This is a genomic window from Stenotrophomonas rhizophila, from assembly GCF_000661955.1.
In the GTDB taxonomy this organism is placed as follows: domain Bacteria; phylum Pseudomonadota; class Gammaproteobacteria; order Xanthomonadales; family Xanthomonadaceae; genus Stenotrophomonas; species Stenotrophomonas rhizophila.
On record NZ_CP007597.1, the window covers coordinates 3,465,235 to 3,482,451 of the forward strand.

Genomic DNA, 17,217 nt, shown 5'->3' on the forward strand with positions numbered 1-17,217 from the left:
CACGGGTGGCTGACGGAAACCCCGATCGCAAGGTAGAGCCACCCCATGGGTGGCTGAAGAAAACCCCGATCGCAAGGTAGAGCCACCCCATGGGTGGCTGACGGAAACCGTGATCGCACGACAGCCACCCATGGGGTGGCTCTACCGGTCCAGCTCGACAGCCACCCCGTGGGTGGCTCTACCGGGTCATCCGGTCCAGCAGAAAATCCACGAAGCTGGACAACTTCGGCCGCGGGCGGCGATCCGGCAGGTACACCAGGTGCAGCGGACGCGGTTCGGGCAGGTAGTCGGCCAGCACCGGCTGCAGCCGTCCGCTGGCGATGTCGTCGGCCAGCAGCACCGCCGGCTGCAGGATCAGCCCGGCCCCGGCCAAGGCGGCACGGCGCAGGCCATCACCGTCGTTGCACAGCAGCCGCGAATGCTCCGACCAGTCCTGCTCGGGATGCCCGCGCAGGCGCCAGCCATGCCCCCCGCGCCAGGCCACGTGGGTCAGGCAGTCGTGATCGCGCAGCTCGCCAGGGTGCTGCGGAATGCCCTTGCGTTGCAGGTAGGCCGGCGCGGCGCAGATCTGCATCGCGTACGGCGGCAACGGCCGCGCCACCCATTCGGCCGAGCCGATCCGCCCCATCCGTACCACCGCGTCGAACTGCTCCTCGATCAGGTCCACCCGGCGGTTGCTCAGGTCCAGCTCCACCGTTACCTGCGGGTAGGCGGCCAGGTACTGCGCCACCAGCGGGGCCAGCACGCAGCTGCCCCAGGTGACCGGCGCGCTGATCCGCAGCAACCCCTGGGGCTGGGCCTGCAGGCCGGCCACGCTGGCGTTTGCCTGCTGCACCTGTTCCAGCACACTGCGGCAGCCGGCCAGGTAGTTGCGCCCGGCATCGGTGAGGCTTTGCCGGCGCGTGTTCCGCTGCAGCAGGCGCACGCCCAGGTGCGTTTCCAGCTGCTGGATGTACTTGCCCACCATCACCGACGACACCGCCATGTGCTCGGCGGCGGCATTGAAGCTGCCGTGTTCGACCACGGCCACGAAGGCCTGCATGCAGCGCAAGGTATCCATTGATAACCACTGGTTTGCAATCTGCAAAGCATACGCCGGTTACCGAACTGCCGCCGCGGGCGCAGACTGGCTGCACGTCCTTTCTGGAGCCTCCCGCATGAAGATTCTTCTCGTCGGTGCCAGCGGCACCCTTGGCCAGGCCGTCGCCGCGACCCTGGGCACCCATCACCAGCTGATCCGCGCCGGCCGCCATGGCGGTGACGTGCAGGTGGACCTCACCGACGATGCCAGCGTGCAGGCCCTGTTCGCCCAGGTCGGCACGGTGGACGCGGTGGTGGCCACCACCGGCAAGCTGCATTTCGGCCCGCTGGGATCCATGACGCCGGCGCAGTTCAACGTGGGTTTGCAGGACAAGCTGCTGGGCCAGGTACGGCTGGCGCTGGCGGCCCAGCACCACCTCACGGCGGGCGGCTCGATCACCCTCACCAGCGGCATCGTCAGCACCCAGCCGATCCGCGACGGTGCCAATGCCACCGCGGTGAACGCCGCGCTGGAGGGCTTCGCGCGTGGCGCCGCCTGCGAACTGCTGCCGCGCGGGCTGCGCATCAACGTGGTCAGCCCGAACGTGCTGGTCGAATCCCTGGCCGACTACGGCGCCTACTTCCCCGGCTTTGAAGCGGTCACCGCCCAGCGCGCGTCGCTGGCCTACCAGCGCAGCGTGGAAGGCGTGCAGAGCGGGCAGGTGTTCAACGTATGGTGAGGTGTGGCCGTGGGCGGATGAAGCGTATCGACCAACGGTCGATACCTACCGGCGTCAACGACCGAACGAAACGGTAGCTACCGACCGTTGGTCGGTAGAACGGTAGTGCCGGCCGCTGGCCGGCTCCCCGCGGTGCCAGCCGGTTGGCGTATCGACCAACGGTAGATACGCCAACCGGTTCGTGGTGACGTCACCCGACCACCAGACACCCCGCACGCCCTGTAAGCCCCCTCACCCCCACCGCTGCGGTCCATCGCCCTGGTCGCCCAGCGCATCGCCCGGGTTGGCCAGCCTGCAGCGCTTCAACGACAGGCAGCCGCAGCCGATGCAGTCGGTCAGCTGGTTGCGCAGCAACAACAACTGCTCGATGCGCTGGTCCAGCTCGCTGCGCCACAACGCCGACATCCGCGCCCACTCGGCCTTGGTCGGCGTCTTGTTCTCCGGCAACGCCGCAAAGGCGGTCGCCACCGCTTCCAGCGGCATGCCCACGCGCTGGGCCACGCGGATCACCGCGAGCCGGCGCAGCACATCGCGCGCGAACCGGCGCTGGTTGCCGGCGGTGCGCAGACTGCGGATCAGCCCCTTGCGTTCATAGAAGTGCAGCGCCGACACCGCCACCCCGCTGCGTTTGGCCACTTCACCCACACTCAGTTCCTGCGCGATCACTGCTTGACCTCAACCATGGTTCAGGTGGCATCCTGCGTGACGCGGGGATGCGCTGCAAGCACACCCTGCCCGTCCGCTGCCTGGTATCCCGCATGTCTTCCGATGTAACCGCCGCCGCCGCGGCCCCTGCCGACGTGCCAACGCCGTCGATCCTGTCGCCCCGCTACCGCGCCACCACCATCGGCATGGTCGCGCTGGTCTCGTTGTATGGCTTCGAAGCGCTGGCCGTGGCCGCCGCCATGCCCACGGTGGCCCACGAACTGGACGGCCTGCGCCTGTACGCGCTGGCCTTCGGCGGGACCCTGGCCACCAGCGTGATCGGCATGACCCTGGCGGGGCGCTGGAGCGATCGGCTGGGGCCGGCGCGGCCGCTGTGGCTGGGCCTGGGCTGCTTCATCGCCGGGCTGCTGCTGGCCGGGTTCGCCCACACCATGCCGCAGCTGGTGCTGGGCCGGCTGCTGCAGGGGCTGGGGGCCGGTGCGGTCTCGGTGTCGCTGTATGTGATGGTCGGGCGCACCTTTCCCGAGTCGATGCGGCCGCGGGTTTTTGCCGCGTTCTCGGCCGGCTGGGTGGTGCCGTCGCTGATCGGGCCTGGCATCAGCGGGCTGATCGTGCAGCACCTGGGCTGGCGCTGGGTGTTCCTGATCGTGCCCCTGCTGGCGGTGCCGGCCGCCCTGCTGATGCGCCCCGCCCTGCGCGACGTGGGCGCGCCGCCGCCGTCGGCACGCAACGATGACCGCGTCATCCGCTGGGCGATCGGGGCCGCCGCCGGGGCCTTGCTGCTGTACATCGGCGGCCAGCAACAGGGCTGGACCGCGTTGGCGATGCTGGCACCGGCACTGGCGCTGTTGGCGCTGTGCAGCTGGAAGCTGCTGCCCACCGGCACGCTGCGGTTGCGCCGGGGGCTGCCCAGCGTGATTGCGCTGCGTGGCATCGCTGCGTCGGCCTTCTTCGGCTGCGAAGCCTTCCTGCCGCTGCTGCTGCAGCGCGAACGCGGGCTGAGCCCGCTGCTGGCCGGGGTGGCGCTGAGCCTGGGCGCGCTGGGCTGGTTCAGCGGCTCGTGGCTGCAGGGCCACCAGCAGCGCGGCTGGACGCGCCAGCAGTTGCTGGTCATCGGCGCGCTGTTGATGTGCGTGGGCATCGTGGCCACGTCGCTGGCGATCCAACCGGCCACGCCGTTGTGGTTCGCGCTGGCCGGCTGGACCCTCACCGGCTTTGGCATGGGCCTGATCTACCCGGCGCTGTCGGTGCTGACCCTGTCGCTGTCGCCGCCCGCGCAGCAGGGTGCCAACACCTCGGCGCTGCAGCTGAGCGAAGCGCTGGGCGTGGCCACCACGCTGGCGATCTCCGGTTCGTTGTTCGCGCTGTTTCTGCAGGGCAACGTGATGCTGGGCTACCTGCTCACCTACGCCATCATGCTGGTGCTGGCCGTGGCCAGCGTGGTCGTCGCCCGGCGGATCTGAACACCGCACGCGCGTCCAGCCGGGCTCTGCCCGGCTGTCTTTTCCCTGATCGTAGCGCCGGGCTCTGCCCGGCTGCATTTCACCGCGAAGGGCAGCGGGGCAGAGCCCCGCTCTACCCGGCTGTCTTTTCCCGCGCGAAGGGCAGCGGGGCAGAGCCCCGCTCTACGGGCGGGTGCATGGCGCCGGGCGGGTGCACTACGCCGATCAGGCCGGTTCACCGGTGGAAGCACATCCACGCCCGCGCCCGCTTTCCGCCGCGCGCGTTTCAGCCGGCCGGTCCCCGCTTCACGGGTGCGTGTCGCCCACTTCCTTCAGGTCTTCGCGCAGGATGCGGCGGATTTCCAGCACGGCCTGCGGGGTTTCCTGCACGCTGTGCCCGGAGATGATCACCTTCTCTGACACCGCCCCGTCCAGGTGCGCGCTCCAGTACGGCACCAGGCCATCGTCGGACTGCTGCAGCGGCACGTCGGGTTTGCGCTGGGCGATGATCGAGTGGTACTTCAGCCCCGGCATGATCGGCAACGCGCCGGCCGCCTTCACGAACGGGTCGCTGGCCTTGAGGTTGTCGATGCTGTTGGGAATCTGCAGCTTGGTCGGCTGCGCCGATTGGCTTTCCGACTGCTGCAGGGCCTGGAACACGTCATCGAACTTGCCCAGGATGGTGATCGGCAGGCGCACCAGGCGCCCGATCAGGCGTCCCACGCGGTTGCCGGCGATGTCGGTGCCTTTGTGCGGGGCGGCGATGAAGATCGCGCGTTCCACGTTCGCCTCGGCGTTGAAATGCAGCAGCGGTCCCAGCTTGGCCTGCACCCGCTTCAGGCGCTCGCCCTTGAGGTCGTAGTTGGCCAGCAGGTCGTTCCACAGCACGTCACCGGAGGACGTCACCAGCAGTCGGGCCAGCACGCCGCCCATGCTGTGGCCGATGAACACCATGTCCTTGGACGCCGGGCTGCTGCCGGTCGGGTCGAAGTGCTTGAGCGTGTTGTCGAACGCCGCGTCGATCTCGAACCGGTTCAACGCAATCGGCGCGTTGGTCGGGTAATACACCTGCCACACCTGGAAGTGCTTGCGCAGCTCGGGGTCGCCCATGATCTCGTTGGCCACGTTCACCCACGCCTCCGGGCTGCTGCCCAGGCCGTGCAGCATGAAGATGATGCGGCGGTTCGGGTCCCACGGCTGCATCAGGTACATGTGCGGTTCGCCAATGCCCTCGCTCAGCCCGAACAGCGTGCGCAGCGACTGCGTGGCAAACCCCGACTGCGCCAGCCACATGCCGTAGGCGGCAGTGAAGTTGCCGGCCAGCGGCACCTTCTCGCCGTGCAGGTCCACGCTTTCGGTGGACTCGGGCGAATACACATCGAACAGCACCTGGGTGGTGTCGAGCACCTGCTGCAGGCTGTCGCCCTTGAAGCGCAGCAGCGCGGTGGCGTTGATCGCCGACATCTCGCTGTACTGCGGAATCTCCGCCTTGGTGCCGTCGGCGGCGGCAATCAGCTTGGGCGGGTCCATCACCACCACCAGCTCGGCACCGAAGCCATCGCGCCGGTAGGTGCTGCGCAGGCCGGCGAAGCTCACCGACGAGGCCGACACCATGCGGGTGGGAATGCTGGGCATGCGCAGTTCGTCGAAGTCCGACGTCAGCGTCCAGCGCTCGCCCGCCACCGGGGCGTTGTAGTCCTCGCCCTCCAGCGCACTCTCGCGGGCGCGTTTGAACACCACCGCCGCAGTCTGCTCGGCGGCGTAGTTGTAGTAGTCGCGCACCTGGGTCTGGCGGTCTTCGAAGGCACGGTCCGACGGCGTGCGCCCGCTGAAGAACAGGTAGGCATAGGCGTAACGCGCCGCTTCCAGCCATGCATCCAGCGCCGCATCGCTCATCGGATGCTTGTCGCGATCCTTCGGCTTGGGGCTCAGCCCCAGCGCGGTTTTCACCCACAGCTCCGACAGCGCCGACAGACGCTGTTCTTCCGGCAGTACCGCGGTGTCTACCAGGGTCTTCTGGCAGGTGACCACGTCCTTGGCGCACAGGTCCTCGTCCAGCCCGACCACGCTCAGGGTTTCCTGCGACGCCGCGCTGAGCTTGCCCGAGGTGAGCACGTCGCCGCGCTTGTTGGCCAGATAGTCGGTGGGCGCGACCTGCTTCATGGTGACCATGGCGCAGCCGCTGGACAGCAGCAGCGACAGCACCACCGCCAGCAGCGGCAGCAGGCGGCGGGGGAACGCGTGGGGCGAGATCATGGTGCGGTTCCTTGGTGCATGCCCGGCACGCCCTGGCGGATCAGCTGCGAGAACGCCGGGTCGTTGCCGGCGGCGCGGGCGCGGTCGGTGATGCGGCCCCGCGCCTTCAGCGTGGCAAAGTCCACGCCGGGGGTGAGCACGCCCAGGTCGCGTGCGTATTCGGCGAAATAGCCCGACACCAGCAGCCGGTAGTCCAGCGGCAGGCCGGGGGCGATCTGCTTGGCCAGCTCATAGACGATGGTGGTGCAGTTGCTGGTCAGGGTGTTGTAGAACGCCGGGGCCGCGTCCAGCTTGCGCGCCTCGCCCAGGTAGGACACGAACAGGCCCTTGAGCTGCTCACGGGTCATGCCCTGCAGGCGGTACAGGTACACGTCTTCGCCCCGCACGTTGCTGCGCACGCGGATGATGTCGGTCTCTTCGGCCGCCACCAGGGTCATTTCGAATTTGCGGAAGAACCCGCCCAGCGCCGAGAACGACTCGCCGCGCTCCTTGCGGATCTCCAGCGAGAACACCAGTTGGCGACCGTCGGCGAAGCCGAAGGAGATCAGCGTGTGGGCGATCATCGGCCCCATCCAGTACGACATCACCAGGTCGGCCGAGCGCAGCTGGTCCAGGTCATAGCTGCGGCGCACCCAGTGCACGTCGTGGTCGTCCTCGCTGCGCCAGGTGAAGGCGCGTACGTTGTCGAGCACCACGTGGGTGCCGTCAAATTCGACCACCTTCAGCCGTTGCGCCACGTCGTCGGCCCACACCCGGTCCTGGCGCGGGGTAAGCAGCAGCCACCAGACGCCGCACAGCACCAGCGCGCCCACGTACACCGCACCCGGCCAGCGCCCTGCCCGCGCACGCGCCACGCCCACCGCCGTGGTCAGCGCAAAGCCCGCCCACGCCGCGATGGCCACCCAGCGCAGCCAGCCCGGTCCGGGCAGCTGGTAGGCCAACAGGCCGGTCACCCACAGCGCTGCGACCAGCATCAACAGCGCCAGCCCCCATCGTCCTGCCTTCTTCACGCGTCGGTCCATCGTTGGTTCGGGGGCGCTAGTTAGCCACAACCGCGGTGTGGGTTACATGTCCGCGTGTTCAGCTTGGGCCGGCGGCATACTGGCGGCGTCCCCATTGCGCACAGGAGGCGCTTGCGATGCCCGGTATTCATTCCATCGGCGGGGTGCCGATCCAGCGCCACCACCTGGCCCGTTGCCACTGCGGCGCGGTGGTCCTGCGCCTGCACCTGCCCGACGGCGTGCTGTCGCCGCGGCGGTGCGACTGCTCGCTGTGCCGGCGCAAGGGCGCCATCGTCGGGTCGGTGAAGCTGGCCGACCTGGAGGTCATCGAAGGCAAGCACGCGCTGCGGCTGTACCAGTTCAACACGCACGTGGCCAAGCACTGGTTCTGCGGCACCTGCGGCATCTACACCCACCACCAGCGGCGCTCATCGCCGGACGAGTACGGCTACAACCTGGGCTGCCTGGACGGGATCAATCCGTATGCGCTGGGCGAGGTGCCGGTGAACGACGGGGTCAACCACCCTGCCGACCGGCCGCCGGCTCAGTGACTGCGTCGCCGCGCCGGGGTACCCACTTTCTGCCAGGGCGCCATGCGGGTGCGGCCCGCGCGTGCAGGCCGCTTCAGCAGCAGCCTGCGCTGGGCGGCATCGGGCAACGGCGGGGGCGTAGCGGCGTCGGGAGCCGGGCGTGCGGGCCAGAGTCGGTCAAGCAACCACATGGCGTTTCTCCGTGGGGGACGGGGACGTGTCACGTTACCGGCGCCCCGGCATAGGCCAGGTGAGGCCGGTACGACAGCCATGTGACGGCCGCGCCGGTCACGTCGTCGGCGCGTGTTCGCACAGGTCACCGACTGGACCATGGCGCTGAACATCACCAACCTCACCGACAAGAAATACTTCGCGCCGTGCCGCAACTTCGGTGACTGCTTCACCGGCAACCCGCGCACGGTCACCGGCACGATCAGCTACCGGTTCTGATCGCCGCCGGTGCCGGCGACCGCCCCAGCAGCGCATGCACCAGCAGCGCGCTGCCGGCGGTGAGCACGGCCAGCCCGCGCAGCAGCGCCACCAGCGCCTCGCTGCTGGCCTGCTGCAGCGCCTGCGGCGGTAGGCCCGGCAGCAGTGCGGTGGCCTGCGCCAGCGACCCGGTGGCCAGGTAGGCGCCGGCCCGCGCCAGCGTGGCGGCCGGCAACCCGCCGTCCACCGCCAACCGCTGCGCCACCAGCATCGCCAGCAACGCAGTGACCGCAGCCAGCGCGATGCCCTCGCCGGCCACCCGCACCGTCCCGAAGATCCCCGCGGCCATGCCCGCGCGCTGCACCGGTACCACGCTCACCGACAAACCATCCATCAGCCCCCACGGCAGCGCGGTGCCCGCGCCGATCAGCAGCAGCGCCGGCCACCACTGCGCGGGTGGTGCGTGCAGCACCTGGCGTGACAGCGCATACAACCCCGCCGCACACACCAGCAGCCCCAGCACGCACAACCGCGCCGCGCCCACCTGTCGCGACCAGCCGGCTGCCAGCATCGGCAGCACCAGCATCGGCGCCGACAACGCCAGCATCTGCAGACCCACCCGGCTCGGCGACTGACCCTGCACCCCGAGCAGGTGCAACGGCAGGACCACCAACAACACTACATAGCCCAGGCAGGTGGCCACCGGCAGCAACTGCACGCCCAGGAAGCGGCGCTGCGCGAACAGCGACAGATCCAGCAGCGGCGGCCGCGCACGTGCTTCCACCCGCACGAACAGCACCAGCAACAGCAGCGTGGCCAGCGCCGCGCCGATCACCTGTGGCGACCCCACCCCGTGCTCGGCCAGCACCAGCAGCATCACCGTCAGCGCGGCCAGCATCAGGCTGAAACAAAGCATGCCGGCCACGTCCAGGCGCGTCGGCGGGCCGCGGCTCTCGTCCAGGTGGCGCAAGGCCAGCGCCCAGCCGGCCAGCGCCAGCACCCCACCACTGGCAAACACCGCGCGCCAGCCCAGCGTCTGCAGCAGCAGGCCGGCCAGCAGCGGCCCCAGCGCCAGCCCCACCCCGAACATCGTGCCCATCAGCGCGAATACCCGCGTACGCGCATGGCCCTCAAAACGCTGCGCCAACGCCGCACTGCCCGACGCCAACGCGGCGGCGGCCGCCACGCCCTGGACGCCACGCGCCAGGTCCAGCGCGCGCAGGTCCGCGGCCACGCACACCGCCAACGTCGCCAGTGCGAAGCCCGCGCTGCCGCACAGGAACAGCCGGCGGCGACCCAACCGGTCCGCCAGCCCCCCGGCGGCCAGCAGCAGGCTGCCGAAGCTGAGCATGAAGGCGTTGGTGACCCATGCAAGCGTGCTCGGCGCGCCCTGGAACCGGCCGGCCAGCGCGGGCACCGCCACCGCACCGGCCGAGAACGACAACGGCAGCGCGAGCGCCACCAGACACACCGCCAGCACGCCCCAGCGCGGATCGCGGCGCAGGTCATCACGGGACAACAAATACATGGTGGTTCCAGACAACAAGGGGAAATTGACGATACAGCGGCGTCTATCCGGCAAAAATGCCCGCCAAGGCATTTGATTACGGACGTTTGTTCCGCAATCATCGCCCCCATGGATTCGCTTACCGCCCTGCTCGCCTTCGTCCGCACCGCCGAAACCGCCAGCTTCGTCGGCGCTGCCCGCAGCCTGGGCCTGTCACCTTCCACGGTCGGCAAGCGCATTGCGCGTCTGGAGCAGCAGTTGGGCGTGCGCCTGTTCCAGCGCACCACGCGGCGGGTGCACCTCACCGAAGAAGGCGAGCTGCTGCTGCAGCGCTGCCGACGCGCGTTGGATGAGCTGTCCGATGTGCAGGCGGACCTGGCCCAGCGCCAGCAATCGCCCCGCGGCCTGCTGCGGGTGGGCCTGCCCACCATTGGCTACCGTTTCCTGCTGCCGCTGTTGCCGCTGTTCCGGCAACGCTATCCGGACGTGCAGCTGGAGCTGGACTTCAATGACCGCCTGGTCGATGTGGTCAGCGAAGGGCTGGACGTGGTGATCCGCAGCGGTGAACTGGCCGACTCCAGCCTGATGGCGCGCCGCCTGGGACCGTTCCACTTCGTGCTGTGCGCCGCGCCGGCGCACCTGCATGCGCACGGGGAACCGGCCACGCTGGCGCAGCTGGCAACGCATCCGGCGGTGCGCTTCCGCTACCCCACCACGGGCAAGCTGCAGCCGTGGTTGCTGCCCGGGCACGAGGGCGATGCCGGCGCCACGCTGGCCACGGTGATGACCTGCAACAACATGGAAGCCCTGCTGGCCGCCGCCATGGGTGGGCTGGGCGTGGCGTGGATGCCCGACTTCCTGGCCGCCGACGCGCTGGCCGACGGCCGGCTGCGGGCGCTGCTGCCCGACCAGCCGCGGCAGCCCGGCCAGTTTTCACTGCTGTGGCCGGGCACGCGGCAGCCCAGCGCGCGCCTGCGGGTGTTCATCGACTTCATGGCCGAGCACCTGTTCAACGCCGCGCCGTCGCCGCCTGCGCCGCGCCCGCGGCGCTGACCGCGCCGGCTGCATCCCGTACCATCGCCCGCATCCCCGCCAGCCCTGCGCCAGCCGAATGCAACGATCCACCCTCAAAGCCTGGTTCCTCGTGCACAAGTGGACCAGCCTGGTCTGTACGGTGTTCCTGCTGCTGTTGTGCCTGACCGGCCTGCCGCTGGTGTTTGGCGAAGAGATCGCCCACCTGGCCGAACCGCACGTGGACGCACCGGCCACCGATGCCGCCCCGCGCGATCTCGACGCACAGGTGCGCACCGCGTTGGCGCAGTACCCGGGCAACGTGCCGCTGTTCGTCGGCTGGGACCCGGACGCACCCACCGTGTACGTCAACACCGGTGCCCGCGCCGACACCCCGCCGCCGCAGATGCAGACCGCGCTGCTGCATGCGATCAGCGGCGAGGTGCTGCCGGCCGCGCAGTTCAACGAAGGGGTGATGTACTTCCTGTATCGCCTGCACACCGACCTGTTCCTGGGCCTGCCCGGCATGCTGTTCATGGGCGCGATGGGCCTGCTGTTCGCCGTGGCGATCATCTCGGGCCTGGTGCTGTATGGCCCGTTCATGCGCAAGCAGCCGTTCGGCACCCTGCGCACCGGGCGCAGCCGCCGCTTGGCCTGGCTGGACCTGCACAACGTGCTGGGCATCGTCACCCTGGGCTGGGCGCTCGTGGTGGGCATCACCGGGGCGATCAACACCATCGCCAAGCCGCTCGAACAAGCTTGGCAAGGTGAACAGCTCGGCGAATTCGCCGCGCGCTACGCCGGTCAGCCACGCCCCACCACGCTGGCCTCGCTGCAGGCCGCGGTGGACACCGCGCGCGCCGCCGAACCAGGCATGCGCCCGGCCTTCGTCAGCTTCCCCGGCACCGGCTACAGCGGCAACCACCACTATGGCGTGTTCATGCAGGGCAACAGCGCACTCACCGAGCGCCTGTACCGCCCGGTGCTGATCGACGCGCAGACCGGCGCGCTCACCGCGCAGCCGCAGCTGCCGCTCTACATGAGCGTGCTGCTGCTCAGCCAGCCGCTGCACTTCGGTGACTACGGCAAGCTGCCGTTGAAAATCCTTTGGGCGCTGCTGGATCTGCTCACGATCGGCGTACTCATCAGCGGCCTGTACCTGTGGTTCAAGCGCGGCAACACCGACGCGCGCGTGAGTGAGATCGAACGCGCCGCACGCACCGGAGCAGCCGAATGAGCCGGCCCTCCTCCGCCCCGCGCAGCCCGTTCGTTGCCCCCGCCTGGATCGCCCTGGCCAGCCTGCTCGGGCTGGTGAGCGCCCTGCTCGGCGATGGCATCTTCGATGTAGTGTCGTGGGTGGTCTTTGCCGGGCTGGTGGCGCTGGCCGTGCGCGCGTGGGTCAAACGCACCCGTTAAACTGTCCGGCCTGCACACCGAAAGGCCACCATGACCATCACCTACCGCAGCGTGCTCAACCACTTGGCCGGCGGCGAACTGGTGGAAGCCATCGAATCGGACGTGAAGCGCTGCGCGCTGCGGGCGCGCCTTGCCCCGGACAAGGCCGCCCGCGATCCGGCCGAGATCGGCGCGGAGGTCATTGCCACCCTGATGCTGCGCTGGCAGTGCATCCTGGACAGTGACGACAGCATCACCACTCCGCTGTACCGCCACACGACCGCACTGGCACTGGCCACCGCGCTGCACCAGCAGGGCTTTCACGCACCTGCGCTGACCGCCCGTGCTCTCACCGCGATCACCGCGCTCAACGACGCCGTGGCCCTGAGCGATCACTTTTACCGCAAGAGTGGCGAGATCCGCGCGCTGCTGCAAAGCGCACCGCTGATGCCCGCACGCCGTCCCCCTCACAAGAAATCGCTCACGCTGTGGCGCGCCGGCGACGTGGCCTCGGTGCAGGTGGACGACCACTTCCACGCCATGTACGTGCTGCAGGTCGCCCACGGCGCACCAATCGTCGAGTTCTACGACTACGTGGACCGTCAGCCGCCCACGATGGACACCCTGCGCGCGCTGCGTGCGCGTGGCACGCCGGCGTCGGACGAAGGCAGCTATCTGGATCGGCACGCCCTGTTCGGGCTGGTCCACCAGCCCGATCCTGCCCACCAGTTCGTGCTGCTCGCCAGCGCGGTGGACGGCCCGGACAACCAGCACCTGCAGCGACGCGACGGCCTGTACGTCGTCAGTGATGTGTTCCGCCTCACCCAGGGTCTGCGCGCCCGGCATCCTGCACAGCGGTGACCGTCGGCACGACCGCGACGTGAGCGCCGCGCAATGTCGGCGCCTGCGCGCCGCTGCGGGCGGCCGTCAGCGCGGTTCCGCCACCGTCGGCGCAATCGCCGGCCACTGCCCGGCAATGTCCTCGATGCTGCCGGCACGCACCGCACGCAAATCGCGCGGATACGCCACGCCGTCGGCCTCGGTGCTGCGCGTGGCGTGGAACTGGCCGTTGCTGGCCCGCAGGATCCAGCCGCCGTCCACGCATGCACGGGACACCAGGAACGCCACGCCCGGGGCCACCGCGTCCGGGTGCAGCTCGTCCGGCTCGCCTTCCACGCCCCACATGCGGGTCTTGGCCACCGGCGACACCGCGTTGACCACGATGCCGTGCGCTGCGCCCTCGGCGGCCAGCACGTTGACGATGCCCACCGCCGCCAGCTTGGCCGCCGCATAGGCCGCCAGCCCCTTCTGCACATACTGCGGGTACAACGCACGGTCGGACGTGGTGAGCACGATGCGACCATGGCGATTGGCCTGCATCGACGGCCACGCGGCCTCCGCCAGCCACAGCGGCGTCTTGGCAGCGAGGGTCATCATGCGGTCGAAGTGCTCGTCATCCAGCGCCTCGATCGGCTGGTATTCCACCCAACCGGCGTTGTGGATGATGAAATCCAGGCGACCGTGGTGCTGCAGGATCGCGGCGACCAAGGCCTGGCAGTGGGCGCGCGTGTCGATGCTGCCGTGTGCCGCATGCACGCCCAGCCCGCCCTCGCGCAGCAGCGCGACCGTGCGGGCAATCCGCTGCGGATCCTGGCCGGTGCCATCCAGCCCTGCCCCCACGTCGTGCATTACCACCTGTGCGCCGCGCTGGGCCAGCAGGCGGCTATAGGCCAGACCCAGCCCGCTGGCCGCGCCGGTCACCAGGCCCACCTGGCCGTCGAAGGAAACGGGATTCGATGTCGTCATCCGCACAGCATCGGGCAGCGACGGGGTGCGCCGCCAATACCTGTTGCGTGCCGTGGCGATACGCTGCAGGTATCGTCAGCGCCCGCGTGTGCCCGGTCCGGGCGGCCTGCGCTGAAGACGGTACGTCGTGTAGGCAATGGCCAGCCATAGCAGCAGGTAGAGCAGCAGGCCGGTGCCCACCGACAGCACGTCGTTGGCCTCGGTCCGGGCCACCAGCCGCCAGGTATCCACGCCCGCGGTGCCAAGGCCAATGAGCAATACGCCCACGCCCACGAACGTGCCCAGCCACCGCACCCAGGCATGCCGGCGGACCAGCAGCAAGGGCAGCAGCATCACCAGGGTGGCCGCGAGCAGCAGCAGCGTCATGCCAGTGAGCAGGCCGGTGAAATCCGACGCCAGCGCCGGCAGTGGCAGACAGGCCAGAAGGCCCACATACAACCGCGCCAGGCGCCTGCCCAGGCACGGACCCGCGAGGTACGCGCTCACCGTGCTGCCGCCTGTGTCCGCGCGAGCACGCTCACAAGGGAAGCCGGTTGGCCACGAAGTTGACCACATTGCCCATCGCCTCCGGATCCACGTTGCTCAACCCCACCAGTACATAGCCCTGCTCGGGAAGCACATAGAACACCGCGTTTGCGCCGGGTGCCCCGCCTTCGTGCCCATACACACGCTCCCTGCCCTGGCCACGCACCATGAAGCCATAGCCATACCACGCCATGGTGTTCTGCGGCGCGGTGGCTGCGGCCAATGCACGCGGAGCCAGCAGCTTTCCCGTGCGCAGTGCCTCGCCGAACTTCAGCAGGTCGCCCACCGTGCTGTAGCCACCGCCCGCCGAGGTGCCGCGCCAGGGCAGCGACGCCGTTTCCAGCGTCCATTTTCCATCCACCCGGGTATACGCGTTCGCCCTTGCCGGGACCGGGGTCGACTCCGGCAGTGATCCGGTCGCGGTCATGCCCGCAACCCGGTAGACGTGGGTATCCACATAGTCGTAGTAAGACTGGCCCGACACCGCCTCGATCACCGAGCCCAGCAGAATGTAGGCGTAGTTCGAGTACTGGTCCTTGCTGCCCGGCGGGAAGGCCAGCGGCTCGTCGGCGAACACCGCCCAATAGTCCTGCAGGGTGCGCAGCGCAGCGGCATTGCTGCTGGCCTTCTCGCCGAAAATGTCGCCAAGCCCACTGGTGTGGTTCAGCAGCTGGCGCAGCGTGACTGCGTCGGCCACCGCACGGTTCGGGTAGGTGGGCAGGTGTTTGCCCAAGGAATCCTCGAGGGTCAACTTGCCCGCCTGCTCCAGCTGCAGGATCCCCACGGCAGTGAACATCTTGTTCAACGAGGCCAGGCGGAACCGCGTGTCGGGGGAGACGGCCAGCGCACGCTGGCGGTCGGCCAGGCCACCGTGCCACTGCATGCGCACCTCGCCGTTCCTGGCGACCAGGAAGGCACCGGCCACCTCGTCCGACGCCTGCAATGCGTCGAGCCGGGTCGTCGCCTCGGCCAGGAGGGCGGCTTCGGGCACACGCTTGGGCGCGAACCGGGGCGGCGTTTCGGCGCCTTCGAACTGGAGCGTGGTCGCGCCTGATGTTGGGTCGACGGTCGCGGTGACGTGCATCGCGCGGTCATTCACCGTTGGCAGCACCAGTACCTGCGCCGTGCCTGGCTTGCCCGGCCTGGCTTCGAGGATCTGCAGGGCGCCGGTGTCCTTGCGGAAATCCAGATCGGCCTGGCCTTTGGAGCGCATGCCGTACGTCTCGCGCACCGCGCGCAGGGCATCGCCATCGGCGTTGTTGAAGGCGGCCAGCCACGCCGTGAGGGCCTGTTGGGCCGTGTCCTGTTTCGCCACCGGTGGCTTGGCATGGGACGCCAGTGAGACCAGCAGCAGGGCTGCAATTCCGACAATCATCAACCGCCGCATGCATTCCACCTCGTCCGTTTGGAGAATGTCCACCGCGCCGGGGCAGGTGCGTGGCCGGGACACTATCGGATAGATGGCGGCCGGTTTCAACGACGGCGCAGGACGTGGCAGCACGGCCTCGGCATGCACGTCCCTACCGCCGATTCTGATTCGAACGCGCATGAAGCGGCTGATCGCGACACGTGCTGACAGTGACGGATGGTTATGTAGCCGTGCCGCCAACTCACTTCCCCGTCGCCAAGCGTGCAGTGCGGCACAGCCGCCGCCGACGGAGCGTCACGCTTCGCGCACGCCGTGCAGTTTCCCTACATCGAAGCGCCTTGAGCAGGCGTAACACCGGGATACCGGATGCAGCCACGCATCCAACTTCCAGGAGCAGTACATGAAGCTCACCCCGTTGGCCTTGGCCGTCGCGCTGTTCGCATTGCCTGCCTATGCGCAGGATGAAGAAGGCTGCCCCACCGATGAAGAAATGGTCGCCAGCATGACGTTGGACGAACTGCGGCAGTACGAGCACAGCCTGCAGAATCCGGAGATGTCCTTCGAGGAGGCGTGCAAGGATGCGACCGACAAGGATGAGGAAGAAGCCACTGGCTCGCGAAAGCACTACTGCGTAAAACGGGTCGCGACGTACTCCTCACACAACCCGGAAACGGGTGAGGAAGAAGTGGCAAACGTGACGATGTATGACTATGTGTCTGTCCCGCAAAGTCGTACCGCATGGACGCACCGCGTCCGCGTCGAGTTTGAAGCCATACAAGGCAACGCAATGGCCGGGCTGATCGTAGCCCCCGATCTATACTGCGGCAGTTGCACTGAGAAGCAGCAGTTTGAGCCACAAACGCTGAGTGGACCAGGAATCTACGAATTCTCCGCAGCGCTTCGCTTCGATACGGACGATGGCAAGACCAGTCAGAACACACAGCTGGTTTTGACCCGATTCAACGTCGACCAGACGCCAATACAAATGGTCGCGCCGCAATTGCGCTGCGACACGCTGTCCAAGAAGCGAACATCTGGGTGCAGATTCCTGGAGTATCCCGCGGTGTTTGACGTCAGCCTTTCCGACTCGGAAACGGATGAATCAGCAACGCACATCAAAATCGCGCAGGAGATTCTTCCTGGCATGATAGGACGCTGGCATGTAGATCCTGCGCGCCGCGGTGCGGCATTGACCCGCACGAGAGATGACAAGATCAACAATGCCAATCGAAATGCATCGGGAACACTGTGCAGGAAGCGATTTCCGGAGGGCTACGAGGCAGGTCTCAACTGCGATGAGTACCCCTTCGCATCTACCAACCAAGGCGCTTCTTTGGTCCCGGAAACCTCAATGTCCGTCAAGTACATTCTTGGCGCGGACAACCAGAAGGTTGGCAATCGACTAGGAGGGTTCCTGTGCACGGAAGCGAGGGTGCTCGATGGAGAGGAGTTCTGGGTGAGGGTAGTGGAGTAGTAGAAGTGCAGATCGGAAATGCCAGACCAACTGTAGCTGGCAGACG

At 68.3% G+C, this 17,217-nt stretch carries 17 protein-coding genes; 9 read left to right on the forward strand and 8 right to left on the reverse strand.

Features of this window, described 5'->3' with window-relative positions:
* Positions 1 to 178: 178 nt before the first annotated feature.
* Entirely contained in the window at positions 179 to 1,060 is an 882-nt protein-coding gene (locus tag DX03_RS15000; protein ID WP_038690022.1) for a LysR family transcriptional regulator, read from the reverse strand.
* Between DX03_RS15000 and DX03_RS15005 the strand changes: the two genes are divergently transcribed.
* Positions 1,041 to 1,760 carry a short chain dehydrogenase gene (locus tag DX03_RS15005; RefSeq protein WP_185753362.1) on the forward strand — a complete coding sequence of 240 codons (720 nt, stop codon included), beginning with the start codon at positions 1,041 to 1,043 and terminating at the stop codon, positions 1,758 to 1,760. The genes DX03_RS15000 and DX03_RS15005 overlap by 20 nt on opposite strands.
* A gap of 231 nt (positions 1,761 to 1,991) precedes the next feature.
* Here the strand turns inward: DX03_RS15005 and soxR are convergent, their stop codons facing one another.
* Complete coding sequence (gene soxR / locus DX03_RS15010) at positions 1,992 to 2,426, reverse strand: redox-sensitive transcriptional activator SoxR (RefSeq protein WP_181393942.1); 435 nt, start codon at positions 2,424 to 2,426, stop codon at positions 1,992 to 1,994.
* Between the two features lie 92 nt (positions 2,427 to 2,518).
* On the opposite strand from soxR, the gene DX03_RS15015 reads away from it, so the two are divergent.
* Positions 2,519 to 3,889 carry an MFS transporter gene (locus DX03_RS15015; protein ID WP_038692455.1) on the forward strand — a complete coding sequence of 457 codons (1,371 nt, stop codon included), beginning with the start codon at positions 2,519 to 2,521 and terminating at the stop codon, positions 3,887 to 3,889.
* Between the two features lie 285 nt (positions 3,890 to 4,174).
* On the opposite strand, the gene DX03_RS15020 is transcribed toward DX03_RS15015, so the two are convergent.
* Together DX03_RS15020 and DX03_RS15025 are read right to left on the reverse strand one after the other, a co-directional pair.
* Positions 4,175 to 6,124 carry an esterase/lipase family protein gene (locus DX03_RS15020; RefSeq protein WP_038690026.1) on the reverse strand — a complete coding sequence of 650 codons (1,950 nt, stop codon included), beginning with the start codon at positions 6,122 to 6,124 and terminating at the stop codon, positions 4,175 to 4,177.
* Positions 6,121 to 7,098, reverse strand: a complete 978-nt coding sequence (locus DX03_RS15025; RefSeq protein WP_038690028.1) for an Lnb N-terminal periplasmic domain-containing protein — start codon at positions 7,096 to 7,098, stop codon at positions 6,121 to 6,123. The genes DX03_RS15020 and DX03_RS15025 overlap by 4 nt, the downstream gene beginning before the upstream one ends.
* Positions 7,099 to 7,262: 164 nt before the next feature.
* Here DX03_RS15025 and DX03_RS15030 point away from each other — a divergent pair, with 164 nt between their 5' ends.
* Both DX03_RS15030 and DX03_RS21260 read left to right on the forward strand, forming a co-directional pair.
* On the forward strand, positions 7,263 to 7,676 hold the full coding sequence (locus tag DX03_RS15030; RefSeq protein ID WP_038690030.1) for a GFA family protein: 414 nt from the start codon (positions 7,263 to 7,265) through the stop codon (positions 7,674 to 7,676).
* A 282-nt stretch (positions 7,677 to 7,958) separates the two neighbouring features.
* Positions 7,959 to 8,105 (forward strand): TonB-dependent receptor, encoded by a 147-nt coding sequence (locus tag DX03_RS21260; RefSeq protein WP_244880133.1) that lies wholly within the window; start codon positions 7,959 to 7,961, stop codon positions 8,103 to 8,105.
* Here DX03_RS21260 and DX03_RS15035 read toward each other — a convergent pair.
* Positions 8,089 to 9,612 carry an MFS transporter gene (locus DX03_RS15035; protein WP_038690032.1) on the reverse strand — a complete coding sequence of 508 codons (1,524 nt, stop codon included), beginning with the start codon at positions 9,610 to 9,612 and terminating at the stop codon, positions 8,089 to 8,091. The genes DX03_RS21260 and DX03_RS15035 overlap by 17 nt on opposite strands.
* 108 nt (positions 9,613 to 9,720) lie before the next feature.
* Here DX03_RS15035 and DX03_RS15040 point away from each other — a divergent pair, with 108 nt between their 5' ends.
* The 4 genes from DX03_RS15040 to DX03_RS15055 are packed head-to-tail and all read left to right on the forward strand — an operon-like array spanning position 9,721 to position 12,858.
* Entirely contained in the window at positions 9,721 to 10,644 is a 924-nt protein-coding gene (locus tag DX03_RS15040; RefSeq protein WP_038690034.1) for a LysR family transcriptional regulator, read from the forward strand.
* A 58-nt stretch (positions 10,645 to 10,702) separates the two neighbouring features.
* The gene (locus DX03_RS15045; protein WP_038690036.1) at positions 10,703 to 11,839 is read left to right on the forward strand and encodes a PepSY-associated TM helix domain-containing protein; all 1,137 of its coding nucleotides are present in this window, start codon (positions 10,703 to 10,705) and stop codon (positions 11,837 to 11,839) included.
* Positions 11,836 to 12,018: a hypothetical protein gene (locus DX03_RS15050; RefSeq protein WP_038690039.1), complete on the forward strand. Its 183-nt coding sequence runs from the start codon at positions 11,836 to 11,838 to the stop codon at positions 12,016 to 12,018. Before DX03_RS15045 ends, DX03_RS15050 begins: the two co-directional genes overlap by 4 nt.
* Before the next feature lie 30 nt (positions 12,019 to 12,048).
* Complete coding sequence (locus tag DX03_RS15055) at positions 12,049 to 12,858, forward strand: hypothetical protein (protein ID WP_038690041.1); 810 nt, start codon at positions 12,049 to 12,051, stop codon at positions 12,856 to 12,858.
* A 66-nt stretch (positions 12,859 to 12,924) separates the two neighbouring features.
* Here the strand turns inward: DX03_RS15055 and DX03_RS15060 are convergent, their stop codons facing one another.
* The 3 genes from DX03_RS15060 to DX03_RS15070 all read right to left on the reverse strand — a co-directional run bounded on the left by DX03_RS15060 (position 12,925) and on the right by DX03_RS15070 (position 15,703).
* Positions 12,925 to 13,803: an SDR family NAD(P)-dependent oxidoreductase gene (locus DX03_RS15060; RefSeq protein WP_038690043.1), complete on the reverse strand. Its 879-nt coding sequence runs from the start codon at positions 13,801 to 13,803 to the stop codon at positions 12,925 to 12,927.
* Positions 13,804 to 13,878: 75 nt separating this feature from the next.
* Entirely contained in the window at positions 13,879 to 14,289 is a 411-nt protein-coding gene (locus DX03_RS15065; RefSeq protein WP_185753363.1) for a hypothetical protein, read from the reverse strand.
* A 31-nt stretch (positions 14,290 to 14,320) separates the two neighbouring features.
* A complete protein-coding gene (locus DX03_RS15070; protein ID WP_244880134.1) occupies positions 14,321 to 15,703 on the reverse strand; it encodes a serine hydrolase domain-containing protein in 1,383 nt (460 codons plus the stop codon).
* Between the two features lie 394 nt (positions 15,704 to 16,097).
* On the opposite strand from DX03_RS15070, the gene DX03_RS15075 reads away from it, so the two are divergent.
* Positions 16,098 to 17,171, forward strand: a complete 1,074-nt coding sequence (locus DX03_RS15075) for a NucA/NucB deoxyribonuclease domain-containing protein (RefSeq protein ID WP_038690049.1) — start codon at positions 16,098 to 16,100, stop codon at positions 17,169 to 17,171.
* The last annotated feature ends 46 nt before the right edge of the window (positions 17,172 to 17,217 follow it).

What these genes read in the sequence shown, in the direction of transcription:
- DX03_RS15005 (WP_185753362.1), top strand. Translation starts at nt 1,041, where the DNA reads ATGCAGCGCAAGGTATCCATTGATAACCACTGGTTTGCAATCTGCAAA.
- DX03_RS15000 (WP_038690022.1), bottom strand. Translation starts at nt 1,060, where the DNA reads ATGGATACCTTGCGCTGCATGCAGGCCTTCGTGGCCGTGGTCGAACAC.
- DX03_RS15015 (WP_038692455.1), top strand. Translation starts at nt 2,519, where the DNA reads ATGTCTTCCGATGTAACCGCCGCCGCCGCGGCCCCTGCCGACGTGCCA.
- DX03_RS15020 (WP_038690026.1), bottom strand. Translation starts at nt 6,124, where the DNA reads ATGATCTCGCCCCACGCGTTCCCCCGCCGCCTGCTGCCGCTGCTGGCG.
- DX03_RS15025 (WP_038690028.1), bottom strand. Translation starts at nt 7,098, where the DNA reads ATGCTGGTCGCAGCGCTGTGGGTGACCGGCCTGTTGGCCTACCAGCTG.
- DX03_RS15030 (WP_038690030.1), top strand. Translation starts at nt 7,263, where the DNA reads ATGCCCGGTATTCATTCCATCGGCGGGGTGCCGATCCAGCGCCACCAC.
- DX03_RS15035 (WP_038690032.1), bottom strand. Translation starts at nt 9,612, where the DNA reads ATGTATTTGTTGTCCCGTGATGACCTGCGCCGCGATCCGCGCTGGGGC.
- DX03_RS15040 (WP_038690034.1), top strand. Translation starts at nt 9,721, where the DNA reads ATGGATTCGCTTACCGCCCTGCTCGCCTTCGTCCGCACCGCCGAAACC.
- DX03_RS15045 (WP_038690036.1), top strand. Translation starts at nt 10,703, where the DNA reads ATGCAACGATCCACCCTCAAAGCCTGGTTCCTCGTGCACAAGTGGACC.
- DX03_RS15050 (WP_038690039.1), top strand. Translation starts at nt 11,836, where the DNA reads ATGAGCCGGCCCTCCTCCGCCCCGCGCAGCCCGTTCGTTGCCCCCGCC.
- DX03_RS15055 (WP_038690041.1), top strand. Translation starts at nt 12,049, where the DNA reads ATGACCATCACCTACCGCAGCGTGCTCAACCACTTGGCCGGCGGCGAA.
- DX03_RS15060 (WP_038690043.1), bottom strand. Translation starts at nt 13,803, where the DNA reads ATGACGACATCGAATCCCGTTTCCTTCGACGGCCAGGTGGGCCTGGTG.
- DX03_RS15070 (WP_244880134.1), bottom strand. Translation starts at nt 15,703, where the DNA reads ATGATTGTCGGAATTGCAGCCCTGCTGCTGGTCTCACTGGCGTCCCAT.
- DX03_RS15075 (WP_038690049.1), top strand. Translation starts at nt 16,098, where the DNA reads ATGAAGCTCACCCCGTTGGCCTTGGCCGTCGCGCTGTTCGCATTGCCT.